Source organism: Bacillus cereus group sp. BfR-BA-01379 (genome assembly GCF_022663605.1).
Classification (GTDB): domain Bacteria; phylum Bacillota; class Bacilli; order Bacillales; family Bacillaceae_G; genus Bacillus_A; species Bacillus_A mobilis.
Map to the genome: position 1 here is coordinate 17,938 of NZ_JAKUFT010000044.1, position 25,953 is coordinate 43,890.

Genomic DNA, 25,953 nt, shown 5'->3' on the forward strand with positions numbered 1-25,953 from the left:
TCCTTGTATATTTCTGATCTCCTCTATAAGTGTAGCTTCCTTCTTAGATGAAAAAGCATCACTGCATAGTTTTTAGAAATCCCTTTACTATTGTATCAAACTTTTCCGGTTGTTCCACATGAATTGCATGGCCAGCACCATCAATTTTGACAAATTTCGCGTCATGGGCGCTTTTTTCGATGTTTTTTAATATGCGAAAGAATTTTTCATCATGCTCCCCGTTCATTAAAAGAACAGGCATTTTTAAGTTTTGCAGATCGTTCCACCATGAAGGCTGAGCCCCTGTTCCCATGCCGCGCAAGCTGTTTGCAAGTCCTTTTGGATTGTTAGCAAGTCGTTCTTTTCGCACTGCTTCTTGTACGGTTTGTGCTAAACGTTTTTGCGTTTCAAACAGCGGAATACTTTCCCACATCATTACAAAACTATTGATGCCTTCTCGCTCAATTTTATTGGCAAGTCGCTCATCTTTTTCGCAGCGTTCTTTTCTCGCCTCTTCACTTTCAAGCCCAGCTGTACAATTTTCTAATAAAAGAGAATGTACATACTCTGGATAGAGACATGCCATCGTAATCGCCAGTCTACCGCCCATTGAATAGCCAAGTATGTGCGCTTTTTCAATATGAAGGTAATCTAGTAGTTCTTTCATTTGCAATGCTACATTTCGAATATCATAATGCATTACATCTTCAGGACTTTCCGTTTTTCCGTGCCCAACAATGTCTACTAAAATGACTTGAAATTGCTCGCCCCAAGAAGGAACGAAAGAACGCCACGTTTCCATGCTTCCCGTAAAACCATGAAGAAGTAGAAGTGGTTCCCCGCTTCCAACTACTTCATATTCATACGATACACCTTGCAGCGTTACGTTCATTTTGATTCACCTTGCAACGATGTAGTAATTACGTCCTGCGTTTTTGCCCATAATTTGCGGTGCAATGTTAAGTTTTCATCACGGTTCGTACAAATTTCTACAACGTGTAAACCTGCCGCCGTAGTTCCTTTTTGTACCTCTTCTCGGAATTGCTCCCAACCATTTACACGGCTAAATGAACCGCCATACATTTTGACAACATGCTCGTAATCAAGCCCAATTGGCGTTCCAAATAATGATTCGAAATGTTCCTTTTTCTCATATTGTGGTAAGAATGAGAAAATACCGCCACCGTCATTATTTACAACGACAATCGTTATGTTTAATTCATGTAATTTTGCGGCTAACAGTCCATTTAAATCGTGATAAAATGATAAATCACCGATCACTAATACGAGCGGATCGCAGATAATGCTCGCTCCTAAAGCTGTCGAAATGATTCCGTCAATCCCGTTCACGCCACGGTTTGCCATCACTTGAATATTTTTGTCCGATGTGAAGAAGAATGAATCTGTATCACGAATTGGCATACTATTACTCGCAAATAACGTTGCCCCTTCTGGTAATACACGGACGATATCCGTAATAACTTTCCCTTCAAATGCAGTATCATATGTTTCCATTTCACGAAGCGTTTCCTTCGTTTTTTCGTTTATATGTTGCCACATTAGGGACCAATCATTCTTTTTCATAACTGGCATTTTTTCTATTAGTGCCTTGCAAAATGCAATATCACTCGCTTGAACCACTTCTGTCGCAACGAGAGCTGGATCTCTCCATTGTCCAGATTCCTCAACAACGATATGAACGGCTTTCGTCTGTTTTTTAATGAACTGCGTTAATGCTTTCGAAACAGGCATACCACCAAAGCGAATCATAACTTCTGGCTGCCACGTTTCTTTTAACAATTCATTTCGTAAAAATGTGTCGTAACAGTCGATTACCATCGTTTTATCGTGGTGTCCGCTACGAATGTTAGAAAGTGGATCTGCTAATATTGGATATCCCGTTTTTTCAGCTAGTTGCGTTGCAAACGCTGCGATTTCTGGATGGCTATCATCTCCACAAATAATAAGCCCCTTTTCCATATGTGAAAGGCGCCCTACAAGAGAATCTACATATTCACTCGGCATCATCACGTTCCCTTGCTGAACTACTCCTGTATATTCCCCGCGTCCTTTATCCCATAAACTTTCTAATGAAAAGTCCGGGATAAGCGGTTCGCGAACTGGGAAATTAAGATGGACAGGTCCTTGCGGCGCTAGAAGTGCGCTTGCTATCGTGCGCTGCGTCGTCATGCGAGCGTAATGATACATCGCTTCACTCGCTTCTGGAAGTGCCATCTCTGTAAATTGCTTCACAAATGTGCCGTATAAATTGAATTGATTCATCGCTTGTGGTGCACCGACGTCTCTTAATTCATGCGGTCTATCTGCTGTTAAGACGATGAGCGGCACTCGCGAATGAAAAGCTTCACATACAGCTGGATAGTAGTTCGCTGCTGCCGTTCCTGACGTACATAATAATGCAACAGGACGTTTTTTCGCTTTTGCGATACCGAGCGCAAAAAATCCTGCTGATCTTTCATCTACATGTAAATATGTGTTCATTCCTTCATGTTGTTCCATTAGCAAAGCAATCGGCGTTGACCGTGAGCCTGGACTAATGACAACATCACATACATTTAGACGCGTCAGTTCATCCACGAACGCGCCTAAATAATATGATAATGCTTCTATATGATTGTTCATTTCATTAATTCCTCCAAAGCACCGAGCATCGGTCTAAACTTCAAACTTGTTTCTTCATATTCAAGTTGCGGTACTGAATCAATTACAATCCCGCAACCGGCAAATAAGGATGCTTTCTCGCCATTTAATAATCCGCAGCGAAGCGCAACCGCAAATTCACCATTTCCTTCATCATCTATCCAGCCAATCGGTGCACCATATAATCCTCTGTCTAACAATTCAACATCACGAATCAGTTTCATTGCTTCCAAACGAGGTGTCCCGCCAAGAGCTGGTGTTGGATGTAATTCTTCTACCATTGTTAAAAGACTCGCAGCGCCTTCTGCCTCTACAGGTGTATATAAATGAATTAAGTTTTTCGTTGTTAATAAGCCCGGACTTTCCGGAATATTAACAGATTCACAGTGCTCATTTAATACCGACCTGATCATGTTCACAACATAACCGTGTTCAGCTAAATTCTTTTCATCATGAAGAAGCGCATTACTATTTCGTTTACTTTCTTCTATAGATTGACCATGACCAGTTGAACCAGCAAGACACATCGAAGTAAACTTCTCATCTTCTTTGCGAATTAATCTCTCTGGCGTCGCTCCTAAGAAGCATGCTCCTTTATAATCAAAAGAAAATACGTAACAATCCGGTTGCCCTATGCGAAGTGCTTCTAAAACGAGAGCAGAATCAATATGATGATTCATTTCTACTTTTAGCTCCCTCGCTAATACAACCTTCTGCACGTTCCCCTGCTTCATTTCATCTTGCACTTTTTCAATAGCCTTCATCCAGCCTTTCGGATCCACTTCTACTTTAGAAGTAACTGTTAATTTCGATCCTTCTAGTGCACATTTACTCTCTCGTAAAATTTCCTCTTCTAAAGAAACAATTTCATTATAAAGAGTTTCTGCACAATCTGTTGCTGAAACGAATGTATTCATTGTTAACCATGCTTTTTCATTTTTTACAGTTAATAAAAATGCTGGTAGTGAAAATGTCGTATCATCAAATTCTTTCCATAAGTCCGTTTTCTCTTTTTCTTGATCAAATGAAAATCCACCAAATAAAAGAGGACCTGTTCCAAATTCGTATTTTTCTCTTTGTACAAATGCTTTCTCTTTTACTTTATCCCACTCGTCACGAGTAGTTTGAAAGCGTTTTTGAGAAGCAGTTGCTATAGTGAAAACAGAGCCAATTCCAGCAAATATTACATGCTGAGCTGGGTCTGCAAAATAACATCTATTTTCGAATGCAATCCTTTTACCTGCTGCATAAAACAGAAGCGGATCCATCCAGTCTATTTGTTTTACGAAGCTCACCAATATTTTTTCATCAGTTGCACGCTTAATAGCTGCAGCAAGAACTTCTTGCAAGCCTACTTGTTTCGTTTGAATCACAATTGTCTCCCCCCTATGGGCGAAAAATAGTCATAATTACGCTTGATTTTAAGATACACCTCAAACGAAAGGCCTGTCAACGTTTAGCAATTCTGAGAAATTCACCTTCTCTTCCTAGAAAATAAACGTTGACACTAAATGATGCTTTTTCTACACTTAGTTGTGTACAATATGTGACCAAAGGAGGATTCAACATGGAAATGAACGTCGAAACGAATTCCTCTCCTACGGCGCCAAAGCCAAGTAAGCAAACAGGCTGGCGCATTTGGTGGAGTTTACTACGTCCCCATACATTAACAGCAGCTTTCGTTCCTGTTTTCATCGGAACAGCATATGCAATGCAGGTCGGAGGCATAAATCAAATACATCTCCCTCTTTTCCTTATGATGCTTCTTGCTTGCCTTCTCATTCAAGCAGCAACAAACATGTTTAATGAATACTTTGATTATAAAAGAGGACTTGATCACGAAGGGTCAGTTGGTATCGGCGGCGCTATCGTTCGCGATGGCATTCAGCCAAAAACGGTGCTTAACTTAGCATTTGGATTTTTCGGCATCGCAATACTATTAGGTGTTTATATTTGTATGAATTCTAGCTGGTGGCTTGCGGCAATCGGTCTTGTTTGTATGGCTGTTGCTTACCTTTATACAGGTGGCCCACTTCCAATTGCATATACACCATTTGGAGAGTTAACAGCCGGACTATTTATGGGTGTCATTATTATCGGGATTTCATTCTTTATTCAAACCGGGACTGTAACATCAGAAGTCATTTTATTATCTATTCCAAACTCCATTTTAATTGGCGCCATATTATTAGCTAATAACATTCGTGACTTAGATGGCGATAAAGAAAATGGCCGTAAAACGTTAGCAATTCTCGTTGGACGTGAAAGAGCCGTTGGTGTACTTGCTTCTATGTTCATCGTTTCCTACATTTGGACAATTGCTTTAATTATCGTGGGCATCGTATCACCATGGATGCTTATCGTATTTTTAAGTGCACCGAAAGCATTTAAAGCGACGAAAGGCTTTATCGGCAAAAGCATTCCAATGGAAATGGTACCTGCAATGATTGCAACAGCGAAAACAAATACAATCTTCGGTCTCCTCATGGGAATCGGATTATTGCTTGGATATTTTCTATAGAAAGGAGCTGCTGACGCGGCTCCTTTTTCGTATACCAATTTCAGCTCATAATTCCTACTCTCAACGTTCATACTATGTAAAGAAACTGAATTGTAGGAAGGTGGACGACTATGTTAACTCCACAACAAATAAATCAATTTAAATCCGTTTTAGAAAAACAAAAACAAGAACTAGAGCAAACGATACAAACACATGAAAATGAAGATCGTGCATCTGAACGTGATTCCGTTGGAGAATTATCTAGCTACGATAACCATCCAGCTGATATGGCAACAGAGCTATATGAACGTGAAAAAGACTTCGGACTTATTGAACTTTGGCATAAACAGCTAGAGGATACGAAACACGCATTGCAAAAAATCGAAGCGGGTACGTACGGCATTTGCGAAGTGTCTGGCGAAGAAATTCCATTTGAAAGATTAGAAGCAATGCCGACCGCTACAACATGCATCCAGCACACGACAAGTAAGTTAAATATGAATACACGACCAGTTGAAGAAGAAGTGTTGTCTCCTTCTTTCCACAAGCATGATGAAGATCATTCTGTTGAATACGATGCGGAAGATGCATGGCAAGATGTTGCCAATTACGGAACGTCTGAAACGCCGTCTGATTTAGAAAGACAAGATTCAAAAAACTATAATGGCATGTATGTAAATAGCGAGGAAAATGTAGGCTACGTAGAGGATTTCGAAAACTTTATCGGTACAGATATGTATGGAAAGAATCCGCAAGTTTTCGCTACAGAAGAGCATGAAGAATATGAACAAATGCTTGATGACTTTGAAGAGCGTACGTTTAAGGGTGAATTATCCTCAAATGAATCGAGTTCCAAAGAATAAAAAAAAGCATTCCGAAAATCGGAATGCTTTTTATCGCTAGCTAATTAGTTTTTTGTAACGTTAGCTGCTTGTGGTCCGCGGTTTCCTTCAACGATTTCGAAAGAAACTTCTTGACCTTCTTCTAAAGTTTTGAAGCCTTCGCCTTGGATAGCTGAGAAATGTACGAATACGTCTTCTCCGCCTTCAACTTCGATGAAGCCAAAACCTTTTTCGCCGTTAAACCATTTAACTTTACCTGTTTGCATGTCATGTACCTCCTAAATAAAAATGAAACTATGAATCCACATGAAAAGGTGGATATAAAGGACATGAATGTATAACAAGCTTACAGCCTTTAATACAACGTGCTTTATTTCCGTACCACATTATGTAGCTCAATAGTGCTTTCACTATATCATGCTATATCAAAAACGTCAAATGAGAACACTTTCAACCCATCTTTTTTTATAATCCTAGTATAACCTTACATTTTCATTCTATTTTTATTCAAAAATTAACAAATCTACAGTATTCTAATTTCTTTGATTTCGGTACAATATAATTACTACATATGATGAGGTGAAAAAATGCAAGCACATGAAATCGAGTATAAATTATATGGCGATGATATGCAGTTTGTTGAAATTGAATTAGATCCAGAAGAAAGCGTTATCGCAGAGGCTGGCGCAATGATGATGATGGAAGATCATATCGAAATGGAAACCATTTTCGGTGATGGTTCTGGCCCATCTAGTGGTCTATTCGGTAAATTAATGGGCGCTGGTAAACGTCTTGTTACAGGTGAAAGTATGTTTATGACTGTCTTTACAAATACAGGTCACGGCAAGCGCCACGTATCTTTTGCTGCTCCTTATCCTGGTAAGATTGTTCCTGTAGATTTAACAGAATATCAAGGAAAAGTAGTTTGCCAAAAAGATGCGTTTCTTTGTGCAGCAAAAGGCGTTTCTATCGGAATCGAGTTTACGAAAAAAATCGGAACTGGTTTCTTCGGTGGGGAAGGTTTCATCATGCAGAAACTTGAAGGTGATGGACTTGCTTTCATGCATGCAGGCGGAACTGTATACAAGCGTGAATTAAAACCTGGCGAAAGACTTCGCATCGATACAGGTTGTCTCGTTGCCATGACAAAAGACGTTAACTACGATATTCAATTCGTTGGAAAAGTAAAAACAGCCCTATTTGGCGGCGAAGGTTTATTCTTCGCAACGTTAGAAGGTCCTGGAACGGTTTGGATTCAGTCCTTAACACTTAGCCGTTTAGCAGCACGTCTTACAAGCCCAGCAGCTCAAAACAGCGGTGAAGGCAGCGTTTTAGGCGGACTTGGTCGTCTTTTAGATGGGAAAGAGTAAAGTGAAACTTTAATCAGTGGGGGTCTTACTGCCCATTAAAGCGGGATAAAACAAAAAAGAGATAGTCTCCTTCATAAGGAACTATCTTTTTTTGACTGTATAAACCACTTTGAATGCCATAGCCTCATTTGGCCGCGCTTCTTCTTCATATTTATAAAGGTTCAAGCTTAATTTTCAAACTCCCTCCAAAGAATGAATCAAGTCCCTCACTGCATATATTGAACTATACCTTTTCTTAAGGAGGGCTTCCTTAATGCGTACTCCTTTATCCTTCGATAAAGATACTGCCATATTGTTAGCTTCTTGTTGTGAGTTAACGTATGAACAATATAAACAAAATGGGATTTTCGAAATACCAGATGGTTTTCAATATGTACAAGGCTTTCAAGGAAAAACCATTCAAACGACAGAATGGTTCGGATTCATACTAGAGTCTGAGGATACGATTATTGTAGCTTTTCGCGGGACACAAACAGATACAGACTGGATTATCGATTCACTCGTTAACCAAAAACCATATCCATATGCTTTAAACAGCGGAAATGTCCATAACGGCTTTCTTTCCATTTATGAATCTTGCCGAGATTCTATTATGGATATGCTCGTATCACTACCAGCCCATAAAAAACTTCTTGCAACCGGTCATAGCTTAGGTGGTGCACTCGCTACACTACATATACTCGATGCGCGTATCAACACCGCATTTGCACAGTACGGTCTTTATACATTTGCCTCTCCCAAAGTGGGCGATATTGCATTTCGGAATTATTATAAACTACAAGTGGCTAGTAGCTTTCGCTTCGTTAATTTATTTGATGTCGTTCCCCTTCTCCCTCCGCGCAATGTCCATTTTAATGACCAAGACTGGGAATATGCACACGTTCATCACAACATGACATTTACAAAAAACACAAAATCTATTACAAATAATCATGCCATGACAACATACAAAACATGTCTGACTTCTCATTTTTAACCAGTAAACAATTGGAAATTAAATATCCTTATACTATAATAATATATGAAGTTATTTTTGGATGAGGGGACCTTACATGCTAAAATTTATCTTTGCACTTTTTCTCATTGTAATTTTTACGTTTACAGGTTTCTTTACATTTTCATACTTTGCGACAGGAGAATATGGTGGAGAAGGTATAATCTATACCGCTATTCCATTTCTTTCTTAGGCAAAAAAGGAAAACCGAGCTTAATGAGATTAAGCTCGGTTTTTAAGCGATTATATTCCTCTTTTAAAAGGGACTTTCATTTAATACTGTGTAACCGCATTACCAATACCCCAAATCTCGTTACTATACTGTAAAATCGTTCGATCGCTCGCAAAATGACCAGATTGTGCAATATTTAAAATCGACATTTCTAGCCACTTCGTTCGGTTCTCATAAGCTCTACCAACAGCTTCTTGCCTTTCCGCATATGGACCAAAATCTCGCAGAACGAAGTATTCATCATTTTGAATAACGAGAGAATCGTAAATCGCTTCAAATTCAGCTCCCGAATGTGCAAAGAAACCATTCGTTAACTGATCTACTACTTTTTTTATATGCATATTGTGGTGATAATAATCACTTGCACGATACCCACCATTTTGATAGTAATGAAGAACCTCTTCCGCCGTTAAACCGAAAATGAAACAGTTATCATCACCGACTCTGTCTTTTATTTCAACATTAGCACCGTCTAACGTTCCAAGTGTGATCGCACCATTCATCATAAATTTCATATTACCTGTTCCTGATGCTTCTTTACTCGCAGTTGAAATTTGCTCACTAACATCCGCAGCTGGGAATATATCTTCAGCTAAAGACACTCGATAGTTTTCTAGAAAGATAACTTTCATATATTGGCTTACGTACGGATCATTATTCACTTTCCTTGCGAGTTCATTAATTAATTTAATAATTTTTTTCGCATAATAATAGCCAGGTGATGCTTTCGCTCCAAAGATAAAAGTACGCGGATAAAATGTAAAACTAGCATCCTCTTTCAAACGGTTATACAAATATAAAATATGAAGAACGTTTAATAATTGTCGTTTGTAAGCATGCAGTCTTTTTACTTGCACATCAAAAATAGAATTAGGATCAATTGTAATCCCCATTTTATTATGAATACGCTCCGCTAAAATCTCTTTACGCTCTTGTTTTACCTCTGCAAATTTCTCCTGGAAGCTCGCATCATGTTGAACTAATTGCAGCGCTTGAAGCTTAATCGGTTCTTTCTTCCACTCTGTTCCAATCGCCTCTGAAATAAGGTTCGTCAGCTGTGGATTCGCCTTCATTAACCAGCGCCTATGAGCGATTCCATTCGTTTTATTATTAAACTTATCTGGATAAAACTCATAAAATAATCGCATTTCACGTTGCTTTAAAATTTCCGTATGAATTTTCGCTACACCATTAACGCTATGGCTACCGACAATTGCTAAATGAGCCATTTTCACAAGATCATGCGCAATAATTGCCATCTCTTCAATACGATGCCATTCATATGGATAACGTTCCCAAAGTTCATGACAGAAACGCTCATTAATCTCTTCAATAATCATATAAATTCTCGGTAATAACGGTTTAAAAATGTGAATTGGCCACTTCTCAAGTGCTTCTGATAACGTTGTATGATTCGTATAAGAAATCGTTTGCGTCGTTATGTGCCAAGCTTCTTCCCATGCTAGTTTTTCTTCATCTAATAAAATACGCATCAGTTCTGGAATCGCCAAAACTGGATGTGTATCATTAATATGAATCGCAATTTTTTCATGCAATTGACGAAGGTCACCATATCTTTCTCTATGCAGACGAACGATATTTTGCAAACTTGCTGATACGAGGAAATACTGTTGTTTCAAACGAAGTATTTTTCCCTCATCATGCGTATCATCTGGATATAAAAACTCCGATACCGCCTCTGTTTCACGCTTATATTTCAAAATATCTTTGCAATTTTGCGGGAAAGGCACTGGTTCAGCATTCCAAAGTCTAAGTGTGTTTACAGTGCTCGTTTCATAACCTACTACGGGAACGTCATATGGTACTGCCATGATCACTTCTGCATTCGTATGTCTGAACTCTAAACGTCCATCAATGTATAGCGGTTCAACATTACCGAAATAACTTACTTCTACAGCTTGATCATGTCTTCTTACTTCCCATACGTTTTCATGAAGAAGCCACTGTTCTGGAAATTCAACTTGATAACCATCAACAATTTTTTGATCAAATAAGCCGTGTTTGTAACGAATGCCACAACCATGACCTGGTAAGTTTAACGATGCAAGTGAATCAAGGAAACAGGCTGCTAATCGTCCAAGTCCACCATTTCCAAGACCTGCATCTGCTTCCACCTCTTCTAATTGTTGCAACGAAATACCAAGCTCAGAAAGTCCTTGCTCACATACATCCCTGATGCCTAAATTTAATATGTTACTTCCAAGCAAACGTCCAAGTAAAAACTCGATGGATAAGTAATACATTTGCTTTCGCTCTCCAGACCGATAGCTTTCGTTCGTTGCAATCCATTGACTATTCATATACTCACGTACCATGTATCCAAGCGTATTGTATTGATCACGAGTTGTAGAGTCTTTGAAACTTTTACCATACATCGTCTCTAACTTTTCTAGAAAAGCTGATTTGAAACTTTCAACATGAGTAAACATTTCTTCACCACCTACATGTTATTCCATGAGACTTTTATACAATTTCTTATAAGCAAGAGCTGATTTCTCCCAGCTATAATCTTCAGTCATCGCTTGTTTTACAAGCTGCTCCCATACCGGTTTATCATGATAAAATTCAATTGCACGACGAACTGTGTGCAACATGTCATGTGCATTAAAATTCGTGAAACTGAAACCATTTCCTTCTCCAGTTTCTTCATCATAAGATTGTACCGTATCATTTAATCCGCCTGTTTCTCTTACAATCGGAATCGTACCGTACGCTAATGCGATAAGTTGTCCAAGTCCACACGGTTCAAATAGTGATGGCATTAAGAATAAATCACTTCCCGCATATACTTGATGAGCTAATTCTTCATTAAATCCGATATACACTTTTACCTTTTCAGGATACTCGTATGCCATCCACTCAAAGAATTGCTCATATTCCGAATCACCTGATCCTAAAATAATACATTGTACATCTTCCTCCATTATTTCGCGGAATACAGTACGCACTAAATCAAGACCTTTTTGCTTCGTTAATCTCGTTACCATTGAAATAATTGGTGTATCTTCTTTTTCTGGCAAACCAAAATAACGCTGCAAAGCGCGTTTATTTTCATTCTTTTCCTCTAATGACTCTGCATCATACTGAGCAGTAATATACGAATCCGTTTCCGGATTATATACACTCGTATCAATTCCATTTACGATGCCGCTAAGCTTACCATTATTTTTTCGTAACAATCCATCTAACTTCTCACCGAAAAACTCATATTGAATTTCCTCTTTGTATGTCGGGCTAACCGCTGTAATTTGATCAGAAGCGATAATTCCACCCTTCATAAAGTTCACATTTCCATAAAACTCTAGCTGCTCACTATGAAAATATTCGTCACCAAGTTCTAACAAGTCGTACATCACTTCAGGAGGAAATACACCTTGGAACTGCAAGTTATGAATCGTATATACCGTTTTAATATGCTCGTATAATGGATTATCTTGATACTTTTCACGTAGTAAGAAATTCACCATAGCTGTATGCCAATCGTGGCTATGAAGAACATCCACTTCGAAATCAAGATGAGGAATACACTCTAAAACTGCTTTCGAAAAATAAGAAAAACGCTCTCCGTCATCATAATGACCATATAGAGAATCTCTCTTAAAATAATATTCATTGTCTATTAAGTAATACGTAATCCCGTCTTGCTCACCTTTTAAAATTCCGCAATATTGATTTCTCCACCCAAGCGGGACGTTAATTACTTTATGTAACGTACATCCATCCCTTAATTCTTGCGGAATAAGACTATAATTCGGGAGTATAATGCGAACGTCCACACCTAATTTCTTCAGCTCTTTTGGGAGCGCACCTGCTACATCAGCTAATCCTCCCGATTTAACAAATGGTACACATTCTGATACTGCAAATAAAATATTCACTTGTTGTCCCACTGCACGAAAAGCTTATACTACTTCCCTTGCAGCTTCCTCCCTTCGAGTTTTCATTTGAATGAATGCTTTAATCAGTGGAGGAAACCCCCCCACTGATTCTTTTAAGAATAACTATTAATCGTACTGTTTTGAACGCTTCCTTTTTCGATAACGTATGGCTCATCGGCGTTTCCTTTTAGCACAACACCATCACCAATTTTCACATCTTTATCAATAATAACACCGTCTATTATACAGTTATCTCCAATTTGGCTCTTTTGCATAATAATGCTATTACGAACAATTGAACCTTTCCCAATTTTAACAGAACGGGAAATGACACTATTTTCTACTTCACCTTCGATAATACTGCCGTTTGCAATCATTGTATTTTTTACGGCTGCACCCTTCAAGTAACGAGTTGGTGGTTCATCTTTTACTTTCGTAAAGATCGGTGCTTCTTTCTTAAATAATTGCTTCCAAATAGCCGGCTGCAAAATTTCTAAGCTATGTTTATAATAACTTTCAATCGAATCAATAATAGCTACATATCCTGTATGCTCATACGTAGCAATGTGCAGTGATTTTCCGCGCTTTTCTCTCACTACATCAAATAAACTGTATTGCTCCACATCTTTATATGTCTCAAATAAATCTAACAATAATTGTTTCTTTAACACGTATGTTTGAAGCGAAACCCCTTCATGGCAAACTTCAGTAATATCAGCTGCCGTATGTATATGTCGCTCTAACACCGCTTGGAAATTTAATGCTGTTACGAGATGGCTATTCGTAATAACAACGTATTCTTCTCTAGCTCTTAAAAAATAATCAATATGTCTTCTAAAATGTGCAAAAGAACCAAATTCATCTTGATCACATTGGCAATTTGGCGGGAATAAGAACAGTCCGTCTCTTTTTCTATCTAAATCCCACTGTTTTCCTGAACCAACATGGTCCATTAGTGAACGGTTTTTATGACTTGTAAAAACCGCTACACTATGAATATTAGAATTCACCATATTTGAAAGCATGAAATCAATGAGTCGATAACGGCCCCCAAACGGTAACGCCGCTAGTGAACGATGCCCTGTTACTTTCTTTAAGGAAGGAAAACTTCCCGTTGCATTAATAATTCCTAACATTTTTTCTCCCATTCATTTCATCCCCCTTTTCTATTTCCCTTCAGCAATGAGTACTACATCGTCGACATTTTTTTCTGGACGAATAATGGTTCCATCTTCAATAACCATTTCCGATCCAACAATCGCTCTTTCAATTACAACATTTTTACCAATTTTCACTCCTGGCATAACGACAGAATCAATAACCATACTACCTTCTTCCACCGTCACCCCTTGGAATAACACAGAATGCTTCACGTCCCCTTCAATGACGCATCCTTCGTTAATAAGTGATTCTTCTACTTTTGCCTGTTCTGCAATATATTGAGGTGGCTCATTTGGATTTACAGAATAAATACGCCAATTACGATCGTTTAAATTAAGTGATGTTTCATCGCGAAGTAAATCCATATTCGCTTCCCATAAGCTTTTCACCGTTCCAACATCTTTCCAATATCCTTCAAACGGATACGCCATCAACTTCTTCCCTTCATCTAATAAAAGCGGAAGTACATCTTTTCCGAAATCATTACTAGATTCAGGATTTCTTGCATCCATCTCTAAATACTCTTTCAAAATTGCCCAGTTAAAAATATAAATTCCCATTGATGCAAGGTTACTTCTTGGAAATTGCGGTTTTTCTTCAAATTCTACAATCTCCATCTCTTCGTTCGTATTCATAATACCGAAACGACTCGCTTCGTCCCAAGGCACTTCTATAACAGAAATCGAAACGTCCGCTTCTTTCTCCACATGGTAATCTAGCATTTTACTGTAATCCATTTTATAAATATGGTCGCCTGATAAAATCAGAACATACTCTGGTTCGTACTGACTTAAATAGTTTAAGTTTTGATAAATGGCACTTGCCGTACCTGTGTACCATTTCACCCCTGAAGACTCCGCATAAGGAGGTAACACTGTGACTCCACCGCTTACTCGGTCTAAATCCCAAGCATTGCCGATTCCGATATAATTATGAAGTTCAAGTGGTTGATATTGCGTTAAAATCCCAACCGTTTCAATACCAGAATTCGCACAGTTACTTAGCGTAAAATCAATAATGCGATATTTACCACCAAATGGAACAGCTGGCTTGGCTAAATTTTTTGTTAATGCACTTAATCGACTACCTTTTCCCCCTGCTAGTAACATTGCTACGCACTTTTGTTTTTGAGCCATCTTGTTTTTTGCTCCCCTTTCTCGTCTTCACTGGTCGTAATATGGATACGCCAAATGGTGGAATTGTAATTTCTACATGTGCCGCTTGATTATGATACGGTTCCTGAATCGTCTTGAGACGTTTCTTATTCACTTGCCCCGATCCGCCATATTGCTCAGCGTCACTATTTAAAATCTCGTTATAATACTCGAAATCTGGCAAACCTACTTTATAGTTTTCATATGTTGCTTTCGTAAAATTACATACGACAACTAACGCATCTTCTTGTTTATCCCCTTGGCGGATAAACGAGAAAATACTTTGCTCATGATTATTAGCATCTATCCACTGAAATCCTTCCGGTGAATGATCAAGCTGCCAAAGTGGTTTGGAGCGCTTATACAATGCTATGAGCTCTTTAAAGTAATCATGCATATAACGATGCATTTCAAAGTCATGTAAATTCCAATCTAAATCTTCAAGATCTTTCCACTCATCAAACTGCCCGAATTCTCCACCCATAAAGAGTAATTTCTTGCCTGGGTGAGTAAAGAAATATCCATATAATAAACGAAGTTGAGCAAACTTATCCCAGTAATCTCCTGGCATTTTATTTAATAACGACTTTTTCCCATGAACGACTTCATCATGAGAAAGCGGTAATATGAAGTTTTCAGAGTAAGCATATAGTAATGAGAACGTTATTTTCTCATGAATATGCTTCCTGTACTCAGGCGCACACTCCATATACTTCAACACATCATTCATCCAACCCATATTCCATTTGTAATTGAACCCAAGCCCACCTTCATACGTTGGAGCTGTTACAAGTGGCCAAGCTGTTGAATCTTCTGCCGTCATAAGAAAATCTTCATCTTCTGCAAACACCGCTTCATTTAACTCTCGTAAAAATGAAACAGCGTGCTCATTACTTTGCTCCTGTCCTTCTTTATTCCAGTACAGCATGTTCGCAACTGCATCTACCCTGAAACCATCAATGTGGAAATACTTCATCCAAAATAACGCATTTGAAATTAAGAAATTACGTACTTCCCTCTTCCCTAAATCAAAATTAACAGTTCCCCATACCAGGTTTTCTTGTACATCTATATCTTTATATTCATAAGTCGGTGTCCCATCAAACAAATATAAACCGTGAGCATCTTTACAAAAATGCCCCGGCACCCAATCTAAAATGACACCGATTCCATATTTATGACATTCATCGACAAAATACATCAAATCATGTGGCGTGCCGAATCTACTTGTCGCTGCATAATATCCCGTTCCTTGATATCCCCAAGAACGATCATATGGATGCTCAACAAGCGGCATAATTTCAATATGTGTAAATTGATGTTCCATCACATATGGAATGAGCTCCTCAGCCATTTCTCTGTAAGAATACAGAGCGCCATCTTCTTTCTTTTTCCAAGAACCGAAATGTAATTCATAAACTGTCATCGCTTCTTTATAAATCGATTTTTTCTTTTTCTTACGACTCCAGTTTTTATCATTCCATTCATATCCCTCTATATCAAAAACTACAGATGCCGTATTCGGTCTTACTTCTGCATATACTGCGTAAGGATCTGCTTTTAAAATCACGTTACCATCCATCGTTTCAATCGCATACTTGTATATCTCATTCTCTTCAATATGCGGTACAAACAAGGACCAAATCCCCTCTTCTGTCACTTGTAGCATCTTATGTTGCTCATAATTCCATTCATTAAAATCTCCAACAACACTCATTGCCCTCGCATGAGGAGCCCATACTGTGAATCGTACACCTCGCATCCCATCTTCCGTCACAATATGTGCCCCAAAGATGTTATAACTGTCATAGTACTTTTCTGTATGAAACTCATCTCGTTTCACTTCTTCACAATTTATTACATCCAATATGTTCACCTCACTAAGATGACAGAAATTTTTTACTCTTTATCATTTCTGCGAAAAACTTAAATATCCTTGTTATTTTTTAAAAAATATTCGTTTTTTTCTTTAATTTCGCTTAAAATATTCAAATTTACTGTGTAAAATATCGAATTTTGACGAATATTCATTGCAAGCGCTTCATTTTCTACTAGTCTTTCATCCTATTATTTATTTCTCAACCTTTATTTCATTAGATCTATCCTATTTTACTCGCTATTTATCACTTAAAATCGCAACAAAATAATCTGTCATAAAAAAATGTTTCTCAACATTTTTTGTCATAATTTTATTGAAATGGAAAATTCATAAGCATATACTTGTTCTCAATAAAGAACATTGACCTTTCGTAATTATAATTCATAGCGGACTACTATGTTTACTTATTTATCCTTGTTACGAACGGTCGCTATAAAAATTTAACTAGGGGGCTTTCTTATGTCATTAAAACAAAAGGTTGGAATGGGAGTTGTCACAGCTTCACTTGGCTTATCCCTTACATTCGGCGGTGTATTCGCCTATTTCAGTGATTCTGAAACATCTAGTAACTCATTTCAAGCTGGTACACTAGATCTTTCTATTAACCCAAGTGTAATTGTTAATGTGAAAGATTTAAAACCAGGTGATTTGATCGAAAGAAACTTCAAGCTTGAAAATACAGGGACATTGGATATTGCAAAAGTAGCACTTGAAACATCCTATGAAGTTACAGATGCAAAACAAAATAATGATGGTGAAGATTTAGGCGATCACATCATCGTCAAATTTTTAGTGAATGATGGAAAGCCATCTAATCCAAACGATGATCATGAAATTTTGTGGGAAACAAAACTATCAGAATTAAAAACTATGAAACCTGAGGATTTAGCTACTTCTCTAGAACGTCATAACTTAATAGATGGTATTAAATCTGGTGAAACAGATTACTTACACGTTCTCTTCTCCTTTGAAGACAACGACCAAGATCAAAATAAATTCCAGGGTGATTCCTTACAGCTAAACTGGACATTCCACGCAGAGCAAACACCAGGCGTGGAGAAATAATTTTAAAAATATAAATTATCGGAGGCCTATATATGAAAAAGAAAAATCGTTTTGTTACCGGAATTGTAACGGCTGGCGTTCTATTTTCAACTGCCCTTCCGTTCAATGTACTTGCTGAAAACCCTATTAATCAAATCGACTCTTCAAACGCCCAGTCTTTACTATCAAAACTTTCTAAAGAACAACGTCAGGCATTACAAACGTTAGATGCCAATCCTGGTTTTACTATTTCACCAGATATTAATACGAGTAGTTCCGAACAAGTAAATATCATTGTCGAATTTCAAACGGCTCCAGTAAAGATTAATGAATTAAAGCAAAAAGAAAAAGGATTACAAGCTGCTCCTGAAAATATAAAAGCACGTATTGATCAAGAACATGAGGAATTCCAAAAAGGATTAAAACGCCTTTATCAATTTAGCCCATCAGTAAAGTCAGGGAATTTCCAGTCTGTACAAATTAAACGTTCTTATAAGCATGCGATAAATGGTGTTGCGCTGACATTACCTGCAAATACAGTGGAAGAATTGTTACGAATTGGCGTTGTAAAACGTATTTGGAAAGATTACGAAGTGAAATTAAATTTACCAAAACAAGCAGAGCAGAAAGCACCTCAAAAACTAACAGATAGCATTCCGCAAATTGGAGTAGATAAGTTACATAGCGAGGGCATTACTGGAAAAGGAATTAAAGTTGGTGTATTAGATACAGGTATTGATTACAATCACCCTGACTTAAAAGACGTGTATAAAGGCTATCGCGCAAAACCGGGTGAAGATTCTAGTAAGGTAGACCCAAACTCCGTAAAAGGTTGGGACTTTATTAATAACGATGCAGATCCGATGGAAACAACTTATACCGAGTGGCAACAATCTGGTGCTCCTGAATTTGATAATCGTGGTTCTTCCTTCTACACTGCGCACGGTACTCACGTAGCAGGTATCGTTTCTGCTCAAAAGAAAAACAAATCAGATTCCGCAGTAAAAGGTGTTGCACCTGACATTGAACTATATAACTATCGTGTACTCGGTCCTTACGGAAGCGGAGATAGTTCTGGTATTATCGCTGCAATCGATAAATCTATTTCTGACGGTATGAACGTCATTAACTTATCTTTAGGTGATGATAGCAATAATCCGCTTGATCCAACGTCTATCGCTGTTAATAACGCGATGCTTTCTGGTGTTGTTACAGTCGTTGCTGCTGGGAACTCTGGTCCAAATCCAGCGACACTCGGATCACCAGGTGCTTCTCCATTTGCTATTACAGTTGGAGCAAGTGATAGCTCTATTTCCTTACCGAAACTATCAGGTCATGCCGGACAATTACAATTCCCTAACCTAATTTTATTCGGCAAAAACTTCACTGATAAAATAGAAGATTTCAAAGGACAATCTCTACCTATTGAATCTGTCGGAATCGGTACTCCTGACGAGTTTAGTAAAAAGGATGTAAAAGGAAAAATCGCTCTCGTTGCACGTGGTACAATCTCGTTTGATGAAAAGATCGCAAATGCGAAACAAGCTGGTGCAAAAACAGTTATTATTTATAACAATGTGGATGGAGAAATTCCTTACTACATTGGCGAAAGCACAAAATACATTCCAGCATTCCGCCTAACGAAAGAAGATGGCGAAAAACTAAAAGCTCAAATTGAACAAGGCAAAACATCCTTAACTTTCGATGAAATCAATTACATTCAAACAGAAGGCGATCATCTTGCAGACTTTAGCTCACGCGGCCCAGTTACATCAAATGATGATATTAAACCTGATATTACAGCACCTGGTGTTGCGGTACTTTCAACAGTACCTGAATATATTAACGACCCGCAAGAAGGTGAAAACTACGATGTTTCCTATGAACGTATGCAAGGAACATCCATGGCTTCTCCACATATTGCTGGTGTTGCTGCTCTTATTTTGCAAGAGCATCCAGAATACTCTCCATTCGATGTAAAAGCGTCTCTTATGAACACAGCTGATGATTTAAAAGAAAAATATTCCGTATATGAAGTGGGAGCTGGACGAGTAGATGCTTATAACTCTGTTCATACGGAAACAAGTTTTAAAGTGTTAGATACGACAAAAACAATTGTAAATGATGAAGTGATTGAAGTACCTGAAGAAACTGGATCCATTGCATTCGGTAAGTACTATCAAAAAGACGGGGAATCTCTTGAACAAAAACGAAAAATTAAAGTTGAAAACCGCAATAAACAAGAGAAGAAAGAATTTAAAACAGAAATTTCTTATACACCAGCATCTTCTGCTATTAACGATGCTACCGCAAACGGTGTAAAAGTTTCTACTGCTGAAACAATTACAATTGATGCTGGCAAATCAGATGAAATTGAAGCAAAAATTAATATTCCAGCTGGTGCAAAGCAAGGCCGATATGAAGGATACATCCATATTACAAATACGAAAAATAAAGAAGAAACGTATCAAATTCCATTCTCTATTCGTGTATCAGAACCTGGTATTGAAAATGCACTATTATCAAGAAAAACAATCTCAACTGATACATCTAAATTCAATCCATACCGTGAATCGTATTTGCACGGGGCATTCCAATTAAACAGCGAACTGGAGACGTTAGATCTTATCGTGAAAGATTCGAAAACAAATAAGGCTCTCGGCTTCATCGGAACATTAAACACGAGCGGACTAAAAACGGACGTGTATTACTACTTAGATTCATTCTTTAACGGCAGAGTATATCCTTTTACAAATGATCCTGCAAAACCAATTGGGGATGAGAAAATCGACTTACCAGAAGGTGATTACACAATTGAATTTGTTGGCTATGATAAAGCCGGAAAAGCACGTGTGAAAGGTGATTATGTCGTAATTGATAATACACCGCCAGAAGTGAAATTAACCGGATTACAGCCTGGTATTTATGAATTAAATGAAGAAAACTATACAGTAGAAGACGGTAAAAAAGCACTATGGATTAAAGGAAATGTATATGATTCTAACGTTGACTACTTAAGAGGAAAAGGATTAAACATTACGCAAGAAGCGAACGGCGTTATGTACTATGACTATTCTCCATACTTACACAAGTTTTTACCTATTACGGAAAATGGTGACTTTAAAGTGGGCATTACACCTGATTCCTTTAAGGTGGAAGGCCCAATGAATACAGGCGTATATATTTTCGATTATGCAACTGCAGGTCCTGACTACCCGAGCGGTGTAAATAACTATTGGTTTATCCCGCAAGGTGCTCAATATGCGAAAGCTAGTTACGATAAAAAAGAATTATATAAAGATGATGAATTCACTGTGACATTAAACGCGAAGCACGTAAAACAATTTGTTGCCGGAGAATTTAACGTGAAGTTCCTAGAGAAGAACTTCAAATTTGCAAATGCAAAATTGAATCCTGCTTTTGAAAAGCTCCTTTCTGAAAAAGGTGTAACGGCAAAAGTAAATGAACCGAAATTAGAAGAAGGTTCTGTTACAGTAGGCGGGGCTATCGATGATAAAAACTTCGCGGGGTTAGATGGTGACTTCCCGTTCATTGATGTAACTTTCAAAGTAGAAAATGATGAATTTTATGAAGCAAATGCTCAATTAGATTTAGCTGTGTTTGCTTACTGGAAACAAGGTCAATCAGAACCAAACAGAATGCGTGTACTTCAAGATCAAACATTCTCAGTTATGTCCTTAAACTCACTAGTAGAAGGCAATATTAAACCTGGTGCATTCTTAAATGAACGTGGATATTTAGATGAAAAATTTGATTATACAAAGCTTGGCGTAAAAGTATATGCAACTGATTCTTATCGTCATAAGTTTGAAGGTTCACTCGATAAATACGGTTACTTTAAACTAAATGGACTTCCTGTTAATAAACGTGACTACAACTTATACGTAGAAGTTCCAGGACATTTAACAAGCCGACTCACTACGAAATTAGGTACTGAAAAAGATGGTAAGCTACTTGGCCAATATTACTATGCACGCTTTGATGAGAGCCTTGCAGGTGATGTAAATGGAGATAAAGTAATTGATATAAAAGATGCAGAAATTATCGCTAGCAACTATGGTAAAAAAGAACTATCTATAAAAGACGGCGACCTTAATAAAGATGGCATTGTCGACGAAAAAGATATTCGCTTCGTTGAAAAGAACTTCTTGAAGAAAGGTCCAGATGCATCTAAATCACAAACACCTGTTGAAAAATCAAAAAGCGGTACACTGGTAGATATTTTAAAAAAATTAGGATTAACTCCTAAAAAATAATAATAAAGAGCACTCTATATAAAATAGAGTGCTCTTTTCTATAAACGACCCTGATCCAGCAAAAGGGGTATATTGGGGATATACAAGGGAAACCGGAAAAGGAATTTATATTAAGTTATATAAAGTGAAACTTTAATCAGTGGGGGGTTTCTTCATCCCCCACTGATTATTAGCCCTCACCAATCGGACTTTTATGGGCAGTTGATCCCCCACCTAACTTCTTTGCTTTCGCTGAATTTTGAGGTGGGGGTCTTACTGCCCATTAAAGCGGGATAAAAACTCAGAGGTAGGAAGCAGTTTCCCGCCTCTGAATTATTTAGCAATTATTATAGTACTGGTGCCATTGTTTCTTTTAATACTTTTACAGAATGAGCGAATTTCGCTTTTTCTTCTTCGTTTAACTCAAGTTCTACGATTTCACGTACACCTTGGCGGTTAATAACAGCTGGAACACCTACGTAAGCATCTTTCTCACCATACTGACCTTCAAGGTATGCAGATACAGTTAATACGCTGTTCTCGTTGCTTAAGATTGCTTTAGTTACACGAAGTAGTGACATACCGATTCCGTAGTAAGTTGCGCCTTTACGTTCGATGATATGGTAAGCTGCATCGCGTACATTTTCGAAGATTTTATCTAAGTCTTCTTGTTTGTACTGCTCGTTGTTAGCTAAAATTGTTTCTAGTTTTTGTACACCTACAGTAGCGTGGCTCCATACTGGAAGTTCAGTGTCACCGTGCTCACCAACGATGTAAGCATGAACGTTACGTGGATCTACATCTAAGTAGTCACCTAACATGTAACGGAAACGAGCAGAGTCTAAAGTAGTACCAGAACCGATTACGCGCTCTTTTGGTAAACCAGATTCTTTCCAAGTTACGTAAGTTAGAATGTCAACTGGGTTTGTTGCGATTAAGAAGATTCCATCGAATCCGCTATCCATAATACCGCGAACGATTTGTTTAAAGATCTTTGTATTTTTCTCAACTAAGTCTAAGCGAGTTTCGCCTGGCTTTTGTGGTAATCCAGCTGTGATAACAACTAAATCTGCATCTTTACAATCTGCATAGCTACCGCTCCAAACTTTTGTTGCTGCTGGAGAAAATGGTACCGCATGGCTTAAGTCCATTGCTTCCCCTTCTGCTTTTGCTTCATTAACATCTACAAGTACGAATTCTTCAGCTACACCTTGGTTAATCATTGAGTAAGCGTAACTACAACCTACAGCTCCTGTTCCTACTAATACTACACGATTGATACCTTTTTTCATGTTAATTTCCCCTCTCTATTGTTCACATCTATTTTTTATGATTGTTTAAGTAATTAATTAAAATACTAATTTAATGTTGTTTAACTTCTTTACATTCATATTGTAGCACGTATCATTGTGAATTACTTCACAAATTATGACCTATTTGTGAACTTTTTCACATAGAGTGTAAAGTTATTAAATCAAGTATGAAATCAATCTCAATGGCGGCGTTTTCTTTAGATTGTGAAAAGGTTTTTCGATAAGTGAAATTATATCGGCGATTTTTGCAAGATATCGACTTACCGACAAAAATCGACAATGATAGCAACATAAAAACGCCACCATTTCTGTATACTTCTACAAAAAGAATAGCGTCTTTTGATTATATAGATACAAATTTCTCTTAGATGGATAGCGATATTTTTTCCATACACGTCAAATTAACATACCATCACTTATTAACAGTCAATAGACATGGGGACCTAACAAGTCTCTTCAATTATTGTAGCAACACAGTCGTTTTCAAATCTTCAGCACCTCCATTTTTTAATGTAGCATTTAGACCACTAAGATACGCGGGCTCAATCGTTAACGATTTTGGAGGATTATCCATCGGTGGAAGAGCTAAAACAACATGGTGTCCGTATAATCCCGTGCTACCAACTTGCAAGCTGACTCCTTCGTAGATTTTTCCTTTATCATCAGTGACAGTATAATCAAGTGCTGGCCAGCTATCATTAGCTTCCATTTCTTTTGGATAATCAAAGGTCAAATCAATCCTCGTTGAAAGTGAAGAAAAGATTACTTGATCTACTGTTAATGCATACAGATTATCTTTCGTTAATGTTTTTATATTAGGAGTGAATTTACGAATCTCACTTTCAACTTTTGTAAGAGGAAATGCTACGTTCCATGTTCCTGTTTGTCCAAATAAATCTTTCCCATGGACGGAAACATCAATTTTATCACCAAATTCACCGTAATTAGCTAAAGTAAATTCATGCTGCTCAATAATAGTGTTTTGTCCTTTTGACTTCTGTGAAGTAGAACCAATTGCAGCTCTGACTTCTTTCCCATTAATGGTTACATAACTAAATCCAGCTTTCTCTTCATTACTTTTGGAAATAGGGGTTTCTCCTTTGTATTCCACCGTGACCACTAAACGTCCACCATCGTAAACAGCCTCTTTCACATTCATCGTTAAACCACTATGGTTATCTTGTCTCTCAATTGGTGTAGCAAGCTCATCCTTTTCAATTTTATCAGAAGCAATATCATTAAATTGTGCATAAATGGAGCCTATAACTGGAACACTCGATAATGTCTTTGCCATAGTAGGAGAAATGAATCCAGAACCTAAGAGAGAAACACATATTCCACAAGCAACAAGACTAGAATACTTGATTGTATTTTTTCTACGGTATTGATTTTTCTTAGCTCGAAGCATGGCTGTTTTTTCTCTTTGAATTAACCTATCTTCTGGTATAGGAATATCATTGATATGGTGATTAAATTCTTCTTTATTCATAACTATATCCCTCCTTTAAAATGGGGCGTAAGGCTTGCTTTGCTCGATGTAATTGAGATTTTACCGTTCCTTCTGGAGAATTAAGAATCTCAGCAATTTCCATAATAGATAAATCGTGATAATACCTTAATACAATAATAGTTTTGTAAGTAGGATCTAAGAAATTAAATGCCTCGATTAAATCCAACGATTGCTCTAATTTATTCATGCTCTCTTCTGTACATAAATTAGAAAACATTTCATCATTCGCAACAAATTGTCTAGAGGATTTTCTTACAAAATCAATGGATTTAAAAACAAGAATTTTAGTAATCCAACTTTGAAATTTCTCCGGCTTTTTTAACTTTCTTAATGACAGATATGCTTCATAAATTGTTTCTTGGTATATATCCAGTGCATCTTGTTCATTTCTTACATAAGAATAGGCTGTTCGATATAGTTTTGGGCGAACAAAAGTAATAAGTTGTTCAAATGCTTGATCATTTCCTCTTGTCGCTTGTTTTACTAGATAGGCTATGTCCATTTTTATTTCTTCCTCCCTTTACTAATATAGTCGAATGAGAGAATAAAAAGGTTGCAGAAATAAGTGTATATATATATAAATCTCCTACAACTTATTGCAATGATTACAATCAAGCACTAAAGCCACAAGAAATCCATAAAAAAAAGCAGACTATCCAAAGTCCACTTTTACACAACAAAAAAGAGATAGCAGATTATGCTATCTCTTTTAGTATGACCCGTACGGGATTCGAACCCGTGTTACCGCCGTGAAAGGGCGGTGTCTTAACCACTTGACCAACGGGCCAGTTCTGGCAGAGAAGAAGGGATTCGAACCCTCGCACCGCGTTCGCGATCTACTCCCTTAGCAGGGGAGCCCCTTGAGCCACTTGGGTACTTCTCTATAATATGGCTCCGCAGGTAGGACTCGAACCTACGACCGATCGGTTAACAGCCGATAGCTCTACCACTGAGCTACTGCGGAACAATTATGGTGGGCCTAAATGGACTCGAACCATCGACCTCACGCTTATCAGGCGTGCGCTCTAACCAGCTGAGCTATAGGCCCATAATTGAAAAGCGGGTGAAGAGAATCGAACTCTCGACCAGAGCTTGGAAGGCTCTTGTTTTACCACTAAACTACACCCGCATAAAATTGTAAATGGTGAGCCATGAAGGA

The 25,953-nt window shown here is 37.8% G+C and carries 19 protein-coding genes and 5 tRNA genes; 7 read left to right on the top strand and 17 right to left on the bottom strand.

What is annotated here, in order from left to right; translation table 11 throughout:
* Positions 1-58 precede the first annotated feature (58 nt).
* From menH to MR113_RS17110, 3 genes are read right to left on the bottom strand one after another with little or no spacing between them, the layout of a single operon-like run.
* Complete coding sequence (menH, locus tag MR113_RS17100) at positions 59-871, bottom strand: 2-succinyl-6-hydroxy-2,4-cyclohexadiene-1-carboxylate synthase (RefSeq protein ID WP_242255712.1); 813 nt, start codon at positions 869-871, stop codon at positions 59-61.
* The gene (gene menD / locus MR113_RS17105) at positions 868-2,622 is read right to left on the bottom strand and encodes a 2-succinyl-5-enolpyruvyl-6-hydroxy-3-cyclohexene-1-carboxylic-acid synthase (protein ID WP_242255714.1); all 1,755 of its coding nucleotides are present in this window, start codon (positions 2,620-2,622) and stop codon (positions 868-870) included. The genes menH and menD overlap by 4 nt, the downstream gene beginning before the upstream one ends.
* Complete coding sequence (locus tag MR113_RS17110; protein ID WP_242255717.1) at positions 2,619-4,013, bottom strand: isochorismate synthase; 1,395 nt, start codon at positions 4,011-4,013, stop codon at positions 2,619-2,621. Before MR113_RS17110 ends, menD begins: the two co-directional genes overlap by 4 nt.
* Positions 4,014-4,207: 194 nt before the next feature.
* Between MR113_RS17110 and MR113_RS17115 the strand changes: the two genes are divergently transcribed.
* Entirely contained in the window at positions 4,208-5,161 is a 954-nt protein-coding gene (locus MR113_RS17115; RefSeq protein WP_242255719.1) for a 1,4-dihydroxy-2-naphthoate polyprenyltransferase, read from the top strand.
* 110 nt (positions 5,162-5,271) lie between these two features.
* The gene (locus MR113_RS17120) at positions 5,272-6,003 is read left to right on the top strand and encodes a yteA family sporulation protein (protein WP_000957370.1); all 732 of its coding nucleotides are present in this window, start codon (positions 5,272-5,274) and stop codon (positions 6,001-6,003) included.
* Between the two features lie 44 nt (positions 6,004-6,047).
* On the opposite strand, the gene cspD is transcribed toward MR113_RS17120, so the two are convergent.
* On the bottom strand, positions 6,048-6,248 hold the full coding sequence (gene cspD, locus MR113_RS17125) for a cold-shock protein CspD (RefSeq protein ID WP_001193053.1): 201 nt from the start codon (positions 6,246-6,248) through the stop codon (positions 6,048-6,050).
* Positions 6,249-6,569: 321 nt separating this feature from the next.
* Between cspD and MR113_RS17130 the strand changes: the two genes are divergently transcribed.
* The 3 genes from MR113_RS17130 to MR113_RS28365 all read left to right on the top strand — a co-directional run bounded on the left by MR113_RS17130 (position 6,570) and on the right by MR113_RS28365 (position 8,539).
* On the top strand, positions 6,570-7,352 hold the full coding sequence (locus MR113_RS17130; protein ID WP_242255721.1) for a TIGR00266 family protein: 783 nt from the start codon (positions 6,570-6,572) through the stop codon (positions 7,350-7,352).
* Positions 7,353-7,605: 253 nt separating this feature from the next.
* Entirely contained in the window at positions 7,606-8,328 is a 723-nt protein-coding gene (locus tag MR113_RS17135; RefSeq protein ID WP_001260119.1) for a lipase family protein, read from the top strand.
* 76 nt (positions 8,329-8,404) lie between these two features.
* Positions 8,405-8,539, top strand: a complete 135-nt coding sequence (locus MR113_RS28365) for a hypothetical protein (protein WP_270731505.1) — start codon at positions 8,405-8,407, stop codon at positions 8,537-8,539.
* Positions 8,540-8,619: 80 nt separating this feature from the next.
* On the opposite strand, the gene glgP is transcribed toward MR113_RS28365, so the two are convergent.
* The 5 genes from glgP to glgB form a co-directional block, all read right to left on the bottom strand.
* Entirely contained in the window at positions 8,620-11,028 is a 2,409-nt protein-coding gene (glgP, locus tag MR113_RS17140; protein WP_242255723.1) for a glycogen phosphorylase, read from the bottom strand.
* Positions 11,029-11,046: 18 nt separating this feature from the next.
* A complete protein-coding gene (gene glgA, locus MR113_RS17145) occupies positions 11,047-12,477 on the bottom strand; it encodes a glycogen synthase GlgA (RefSeq protein ID WP_242255724.1) in 1,431 nt (476 codons plus the stop codon).
* 113 nt (positions 12,478-12,590) lie between these two features.
* Complete coding sequence (gene glgD, locus MR113_RS17150) at positions 12,591-13,625, bottom strand: glucose-1-phosphate adenylyltransferase subunit GlgD (RefSeq protein ID WP_242255726.1); 1,035 nt, start codon at positions 13,623-13,625, stop codon at positions 12,591-12,593.
* Positions 13,626-13,643: 18 nt separating this feature from the next.
* Positions 13,644-14,774, bottom strand: coding sequence for a glucose-1-phosphate adenylyltransferase (gene glgC / locus MR113_RS17155; RefSeq protein WP_242255728.1), 1,131 nt, complete (start codon positions 14,772-14,774; stop codon positions 13,644-13,646).
* The gene (gene glgB, locus MR113_RS17160) at positions 14,722-16,659 is read right to left on the bottom strand and encodes a 1,4-alpha-glucan branching protein GlgB (RefSeq protein WP_242255730.1); all 1,938 of its coding nucleotides are present in this window, start codon (positions 16,657-16,659) and stop codon (positions 14,722-14,724) included. The genes glgC and glgB overlap by 53 nt, the downstream gene beginning before the upstream one ends.
* A gap of 471 nt (positions 16,660-17,130) precedes the next feature.
* Here glgB and MR113_RS17165 point away from each other — a divergent pair, with 471 nt between their 5' ends.
* Entirely contained in the window at positions 17,131-17,736 is a 606-nt protein-coding gene (locus MR113_RS17165) for a CalY family protein (RefSeq protein WP_242255732.1), read from the top strand.
* A gap of 32 nt (positions 17,737-17,768) precedes the next feature.
* Positions 17,769-21,992, top strand: a complete 4,224-nt coding sequence (locus tag MR113_RS17170) for a S8 family serine peptidase (RefSeq protein ID WP_242255734.1) — start codon at positions 17,769-17,771, stop codon at positions 21,990-21,992.
* Positions 21,993-22,318: 326 nt separating this feature from the next.
* Here MR113_RS17170 and MR113_RS17175 read toward each other — a convergent pair whose 3' ends face one another.
* The 8 genes from MR113_RS17175 to MR113_RS17210 form a co-directional block, all read right to left on the bottom strand.
* A complete protein-coding gene (locus tag MR113_RS17175) occupies positions 22,319-23,263 on the bottom strand; it encodes an L-lactate dehydrogenase (protein ID WP_000715331.1) in 945 nt (314 codons plus the stop codon).
* Positions 23,264-23,744: 481 nt separating this feature from the next.
* The gene (locus MR113_RS17180; protein ID WP_242255736.1) at positions 23,745-24,773 is read right to left on the bottom strand and encodes a DUF4179 domain-containing protein; all 1,029 of its coding nucleotides are present in this window, start codon (positions 24,771-24,773) and stop codon (positions 23,745-23,747) included.
* Positions 24,766-25,296: a sigma-70 family RNA polymerase sigma factor gene (locus MR113_RS17185; RefSeq protein ID WP_242255740.1), complete on the bottom strand. Its 531-nt coding sequence runs from the start codon at positions 25,294-25,296 to the stop codon at positions 24,766-24,768. Before MR113_RS17185 ends, MR113_RS17180 begins: the two co-directional genes overlap by 8 nt.
* 213 nt (positions 25,297-25,509) lie before the next feature.
* Positions 25,510-25,581: transfer RNA gene (locus tag MR113_RS17190), tRNA-Glu, on the bottom strand.
* 5 nt (positions 25,582-25,586) lie between these two features.
* Positions 25,587-25,677, bottom strand: a tRNA-Ser gene (locus MR113_RS17195).
* A gap of 6 nt (positions 25,678-25,683) precedes the next feature.
* Positions 25,684-25,758: transfer RNA gene (locus MR113_RS17200), tRNA-Asn, on the bottom strand.
* 7 nt (positions 25,759-25,765) lie between these two features.
* Positions 25,766-25,842: transfer RNA gene (locus MR113_RS17205), tRNA-Ile, on the bottom strand.
* A gap of 10 nt (positions 25,843-25,852) precedes the next feature.
* Positions 25,853-25,923, bottom strand: a tRNA-Gly gene (locus tag MR113_RS17210).
* Between the last annotated feature and the right edge of the window lie 30 nt (positions 25,924-25,953).